This is a genomic window from Streptomyces sp. SID4985, assembly GCF_009863025.1.
Lineage (GTDB): Bacteria > Actinomycetota > Actinomycetes > Streptomycetales > Streptomycetaceae > Streptomyces.
In genome coordinates, this window is sequence record NZ_WWIR01000701.1 from 1 (window position 1) to 5,641 (window position 5,641).

Genomic DNA, 5,641 nt, shown 5'->3' on the forward strand with positions numbered 1-5,641 from the left:
GCCCCCACCTCCGGCGGCCACTCCGCCGCCAACCCCCGTGCCGCCAAAGTCGTCGCGTACTGCGGCAGCAGTGCCGCGTCCGAGGGGGACGCGCCCTCCGACGCCGCGAAGGCCTCGTACGACGGGACCGTGCCGGTGACGATGCCGAGGTTGGGGGTGCCGGAGGTGGCGAGTTCGCGGAGGGAGGTTTCTATGGTCTGGAGGTGGTGGGTGTGGGTGGGATATTCGGCGGTCAGGGTGGGGAACGCCGTGAGGAGTTCGGTGAGTTCGGGGGCGGGCCAGTGGAGGACGGCGACGGGGAAGGGGCGGGAGAGGGCCTCGCGGGCCGTGTCGAGTTCGGCGCGGAGGCGGGAGATCTCGGCTTCCAGTTCGGCCGGGTTGTCCGAGCCCAGGGACCAGACGCGCTTGGGGTCGTGGAGTTCGTCCAGGGAGACCGGGGACGCGTGCAGGGTGTCCGCCAGGCCGTCCCAGTCGTCGTGGGGGAGGCCCAGCATCCGGCGGACCCGGTGACGGCCGAAGAGGAGGGCGTGTGTCGCGTACGGGGGGCGTTCCGGGACGTCGGACAGGAGCAGCCGGGCGCCTTCCGTGAACGTCTCGTGCGCCGGCTCCAGTTCGTCGTGCGACTCCAGCGACTCCGCCACGATCACCCAGGGCGCCGCGTCGCGCGGGGCGGCCAGGCGGATGCCGTCGATGATCGCGCGGGCCTCCGCCTCGTGGCCGTACTCCCACAGGTTCGACGCCTTGAGCGCGCGGACCAGTTGCGGGTTGTCCAGCGGGGCCGTGCCGGACAGCAGGCGGTCGTACAGCGCGGTCGCCGCGGGGCGGTCGCCGGACAGCTCGTGGTGGGCCGCGGCGCGCAGCAGCAGCGCCTCCGCGTCCTCCGGATACAGTCCGGCGGTCCGCTCCAGGCGTGCCGCCTCAGCGGTGTGGTCGACGTTCTCGGCAGGCGTGTCGGGGCGCATGGATGACACCGTACTGCCGACCACCGACACAGGTGCAGAGTGCGTCCGGCATCGGCCTCTGGGGGAATTCCGGGATTCCTCTTCGAATCCGGAACCGGGCGCCGGTCTCCCGCGTTCCCAGAGAAGACAGAGAGATCACCGATCTGGGAGGGGCGGGGTGTCCGTGCGGTCGCTGGTTCCTTCCGTCGTCTTCGTGCAGCTCCTGCTGCTCCAGGCCGCCCTCCTCGGCACCGGCACGCTCTCCGCCGCCGTCGCCCTCGCCGCGACCACCGCGGCCGCCTCCGCGCTCGCCGTCTGCTCGTTCGTCGCGCGCCGTGTCCCCGCCGTGCCCCGCACCCGCGTGCGTACGGCGATACGCGACCGGGACCGGCGTACGGCCTTCCTGCCGCAGCGTGATCCCGACGCGGCCGGCCGCCGTCGGCCCCGGGCCCCGGGGCACGCCCTCGCGACGATCCACGCGTAGGGCGAACCGAGAGGACCCGCACCCCACCCCGATCGGCTTCCGAGCCGGTTTCCGGGTTCCGTCAGTTCTCGGGCTCCGGTTTCGGGCGTCCAGCCCTCCCCGCGTGCGTCGTCATGCCGCCCTGCCATCCCGGCACGCCACACCCCGGCACGACGCACCCCACTCCGGAGGGTCCACCCATGTCCGTCTTCGCCCGGCTCGTCGAGCAGCTCGCGAGTCTGCTGCAGCCGCTCTGTCACGCCGCCGCGGCCGCCGCCGCGATCGTTCTGTTCACCGCGCTCGTACGGCTGCTCGTGCATCCGCTGTCCCGGGCGGCCGCGCGCGGCCGACGGGCGCAGGCGGCGTTGCGGCCGCGGCTCGCCGAGTTGCGGACGCGGCACGGGAAGGACCCGGAGCGGCTGCGGGAGGCGGTGGCGAAGCTGCACGCGGAGGAGAAGGTGTCGCCGTTCGCGGGGCTGCTGCCGAGCCTGCTCCAGCTGCCCGCGTTCTTCCTGCTGTACCACCTGTTCTCCAGCACCACGATCGGCGGCGGGAGCAACGGCCTGCTGGCGCACGACCTGTTCGGTGCCCCGCTCGGCGGCCGCTGGGCCGACGCGCTGGGCGCGGGCGGGGTGTTCGGGGCGGCCGGGGTCGTCTACCTCGTCCTGTTCGCCGTCGTCGCGGCCGTCGCCACCGTCAACTACCGGACCACCAAGCGGACGGCGGCCGAGAACCCCGTCGTGACACAGGAAGCGGAAGCGGCCGTTCCCGGCCTCGGTACCGTCGGGAAGGTCATGCCGTTCATGTCCTTCCTCGCGCTGGTGACCGTCGCGGTCGTGCCGCTCGCCGCCGCGCTGTACGTCGTCACCAGTACGGCGTGGAGCGCGGCGGAGCGGGCATTGCTGTAACCGCTGTACCTCAGAAGAGGATCGACGCCAGCCTGCGCCACGCCTCGCGCGGCAGGTCGTCGCGGGAGGCGTCCTCCTCGACGACCTGGAGGGCGACGTGGTCGGCGCCCGCCGTGAGGAAGGACTCGACGCGGTCGCGGATGCGGTCGGGGTCGCCCCAGGCGTACAGGGCGTCGATCAGGCGGTCGCTGCCGCCGTCGGCGAGGTCGGCGTCGGTGAAGCCGAGGCGGCGCCAGGTGTTGGTGTAGTTGGGGAGCTGGAGGTACATCGCGACGTGCTTGCGGGCCAGCGCGCGGGCGCGGGCCGGGTCGGGCTCCAGGATCACGCCGAGTTCCGGGGCGAGCAGCGGCTCGGGGCCCAGGATGTCGCGGGCCTCGGCGGTGTGCTCGGGGGTGACCAGGTAGGGGATCGCCCCCAGGGCCCGTGTGCCGGACAGCTCCAGGGTCTTCGGGCCGAGCGCGGCCAGCACCCGGCGCTCCGCCGGGACACCGGCCTTGTCCAGTTCGTCGAGGTACGAGACCAGCGCCGAGAACGGGCGCTTGTACTGCTCCGCCAGCCTGGCGTGGCTCACGCCGAGGCCGAGCAGGAAGCGGCCGGGGTAGGTGGAGTCCACCTCGGAGAACTGGGCCGCGCTCTCGGCGGCGTCGTACTGCCAGATGCTCTGGATGCTCGTGCCGACGACCAGACGGGAGGTCGCCCCGAGCAGCGGGAGGGCGTGGCGCGGGGCGCTGCTGCCGCCCAACCAGGCCGTGCCGTAGCCGAGTTGTTCCAGTTCCGCCGCCGCCTCGGCGATCGCGTCGCGCCGGTCCGGGTCCTCGGAGCGCAGTCCCACGCTCCAGACGCCGTACCGGCCGATCGCGTCCTTGGCGATGCTCTCGCTCGTCGACTCGCTCATCGGGTGGTTCCCTCCGGCTGGGTTGGTGCCGCCGATCATCGGTACTCGATCGTCGTGCACACCGGTCCCAACCGGAGGGAGCCGCGCGGTAATCCCGGGACGCGTGTGACAGATGGGGCGTGTGACGGATGGGGACCGTCAGGCCGCCAGGAACCGCTCCAGCGCCTCCACCACCAGGCGGTGGTCCTCGATCTGCGGCAGCCCCGACACCGTCACCGAGCCGACGACACCCACGCCGTCGACCGTGATCGGGAAGGAGCCGCCGTGCGCCGCGTACTGGTCGGCGTCGAGCCGCGAGGACTCCTCGAAGGTCGTGCCCTTGGCGCGGAAGCGGGAGCCGACCAGGTACGACGCGGCGCCGTACCGCTCCACGACCCGGCGCTTGCGGGCGATCCAGGCGTCGTTGTCCGGGGTGGAGCCGGGCAGCGCGGCGTGGAAGAGCTGCTGGCCCGCGCGGTGGATGTCGATCGCGATCGGCGCCCGGCGCTCGCGGCCCAGCTCGACCAGGAGCGAGCCGAGGGCCCAGGCGTCGTCGTACGTGAACGTACGGAACACCAGGCGCTGTTCCTGCTCCTCCAGCTCCGCGATGCTCGGGGCCGGTGCGGGAGTGGAAGTCATCAGAAGGTCACCGTCACCTTGTCGAGGGCGGAGCGGCGGGCCGCTTCCAGGACGTCGAGGGCCTCGGCGGCCTCCAGGGCGGTCACCGGGTTGGGGCCGGTGCCGCGTACGGCGGCGGCGACGGCCGCGTAGTACGCCGGGTAGTCGCCGGGCACGGTCTCGACGGCGGTGCCGCCGCCGGTCACCGGGGACTCGCCGGAGCCGAGGCGGCCGTAGAGCTCCGCCTCCTCGATGCCCCAGGCGGCCTCCGTGTTCGGGCGGGCGCCGTCACGCAGCGCGGCCTCCTGCGGGTCCAGGCCGTACTTCACGAAGCCCGCGCGCGAGCCGAGCACCCGGAAGCGGGGGCCGAGCTGGGCGGTGGTCGCGGAGACGTAGAGGTGCGAGCGGACGCCGCTCGCGTGGGTCAGGGCGATGAACGTGTCGTCGTCGGTCTCGGCGCCGTCGCGGCGGACGACCGCCTCGGCGTAGACCTCGGTGACCGGGCCGAACAGGACCAGCGCCTGGTCGACGACGTGGCTGCCGAGGTCGTAGAGCAGACCGCCGATCTCGGCCGGGTCGCCCGACTCGCGCCAGCCGCCCTTGAGCTGCGGACGCCAGCGCTCGAAGCGGGACTCGAAGCGCCAGACGTCGCCGAGGGCGCCGTCCTCGATGAGCTTCCGCAGGGTGAGGAAGTCGTTGTCCCAGCGGCGGTTCTGGAAGACGGAGAGCAGCACACCGCGCTCGTCCGCGAGGGCGGCCAGCTCGCGGGCCTCGGCGGCGGTGCCGGAGATCGGCTTGTCCACGACGACCGGCAGGCCCGCCTTCAGGGCGGTGGTGGCGAGGGGGACGTGCGTCTTGTTCGGGGACGCGATGACGATCAGGTCCAGCTCGTCGGCGCGCTCGAACAGCTCCTCGGGCGTGGCGGCCACGCGCACGTCCGGGAACTCGGCGCGGGCCTGCTCCTGCCGCTCGGGGTTCGCGGTGACGACCGTGTCCAGGACGAGGTCGTCGGTGGCGGCGATCAGCGGGGCGTGGAAGACCGAGCCGGCGAGGCCGTAGCCGATCAGGCCGACGCGGAGTGGGGTAGCAGTCATGCCGCCCACTTTCGCAACGCTGTTGCCAAAGTGCAAGCCGCAGGGACAATGGACCCTGTGAACAGGACGAAGAGCGGCCCCGGCCCGGTGGGAGCGAACCTCCTCGCGGTGCGGTCCCACAACACCGCGCTCGTACTCGATCTGCTGCGCGGGGCGGGGGCGGAAGGGATCAGCCGCCTTGAGCTGGCGGAGCGTACGGGGCTCACCCCGCAGGCCGTCAGCAAGATCACCGCGCGGCTGCGGGACGAGGGGTTCGCGGCGGAGGCCGGGCGCCGGGCCTCCACCGGGGGCAAGCCGCGTACGGTGCTGCGGCTCGTCCCCGAGGCCGGACACGCGGTCGGTGTCCACCTGGACCGGGACGAGCTGCGTGCGGTGCTGCTCGATCTGAACGGGAACGTGGTGGGGGAGCGGTACGGCACCGTCGGGCTCGGCGGGGGTGCGGACGCGGTGCTCGATCTGGTCGCGGCCGAGGTGACGGCGTTGGTCGCGGGGTCCCTGGGCGGGTCGTCACCGGCTGACGCCGCCACGCTGCTCGGTGTCGGGGTCGCGTTGCCCGGGCCGCTCGATCACGTACGGGGCGTACTGCACCGGGTCACCGGTTTCCCCGAGTGGGCCGGGTTTCCGCTCCGCGACGCGCTTGCCGAGCGGCTGGGGGTGCCGGTCGTGGTGGACAAGGACACGAATGCCGCTGCGCTGGGCCTTGCGGCGGCGGGTGAGGGTGGGTCTTTCGCCTACCTCCACCT

The 5,641-nt window shown here is 73.2% G+C and carries 7 protein-coding genes; 3 read left to right on the forward strand and 4 right to left on the reverse strand.

Annotated features, from left to right (window positions below):
- Window positions 1–962, reverse strand: a 962-nt coding sequence (locus GTW40_RS31130) for a hypothetical protein (protein WP_161183480.1), incomplete at its 3' end; no start/stop codon positions are given.
- Between the two features lie 157 nt (window positions 963–1,119).
- Here GTW40_RS31130 and GTW40_RS31135 point away from each other — a divergent pair.
- Together GTW40_RS31135 and yidC are read left to right on the forward strand one after the other, a co-directional pair.
- Entirely contained in the window at window positions 1,120–1,425 is a 306-nt protein-coding gene (locus GTW40_RS31135) for a DUF6412 domain-containing protein (RefSeq protein WP_161183481.1), read from the forward strand.
- 179 nt (window positions 1,426–1,604) lie between these two features.
- Window positions 1,605–2,312 carry a membrane protein insertase YidC gene (gene yidC, locus GTW40_RS31140; protein ID WP_161183482.1) on the forward strand — a complete coding sequence of 236 codons (708 nt, stop codon included), beginning with the start codon at window positions 1,605–1,607 and terminating at the stop codon, window positions 2,310–2,312.
- 10 nt (window positions 2,313–2,322) lie between these two features.
- Here the strand turns inward: yidC and GTW40_RS31145 are convergent, their stop codons facing one another.
- The 3 genes from GTW40_RS31145 to GTW40_RS31155 form a co-directional block, all read right to left on the reverse strand.
- On the reverse strand, window positions 2,323–3,207 hold the full coding sequence (locus GTW40_RS31145) for an LLM class F420-dependent oxidoreductase (RefSeq protein ID WP_161183483.1): 885 nt from the start codon (window positions 3,205–3,207) through the stop codon (window positions 2,323–2,325).
- A 138-nt stretch (window positions 3,208–3,345) separates the two neighbouring features.
- Entirely contained in the window at window positions 3,346–3,825 is a 480-nt protein-coding gene (locus GTW40_RS31150) for a heme-degrading domain-containing protein (protein WP_161183484.1), read from the reverse strand.
- Entirely contained in the window at window positions 3,825–4,898 is a 1,074-nt protein-coding gene (locus tag GTW40_RS31155; RefSeq protein WP_161183485.1) for a Gfo/Idh/MocA family oxidoreductase, read from the reverse strand. The genes GTW40_RS31150 and GTW40_RS31155 overlap by 1 nt, the downstream gene beginning before the upstream one ends.
- A 48-nt stretch (window positions 4,899–4,946) precedes the next feature.
- On the opposite strand from GTW40_RS31155, the gene GTW40_RS31160 reads away from it, so the two are divergent.
- The coding region (locus GTW40_RS31160; RefSeq protein ID WP_161183486.1) for an ROK family transcriptional regulator at window positions 4,947–5,641 on the forward strand (695 nt) is incomplete at its 3' end.

Excerpts from the sequence above, each read along its gene's own strand:
- yidC (WP_161183482.1), top strand. The coding sequence starts at position 1,605 with ATGTCCGTCTTCGCCCGGCTCGTCGAGCAGCTCGCGAGTCTGCTGCAG.
- GTW40_RS31145 (WP_161183483.1), bottom strand. The coding sequence starts at position 3,207 with ATGAGCGAGTCGACGAGCGAGAGCATCGCCAAGGACGCGATCGGCCGG.
- GTW40_RS31150 (WP_161183484.1), bottom strand. The coding sequence starts at position 3,825 with ATGACTTCCACTCCCGCACCGGCCCCGAGCATCGCGGAGCTGGAGGAG.
- GTW40_RS31155 (WP_161183485.1), bottom strand. The coding sequence starts at position 4,898 with ATGACTGCTACCCCACTCCGCGTCGGCCTGATCGGCTACGGCCTCGCC.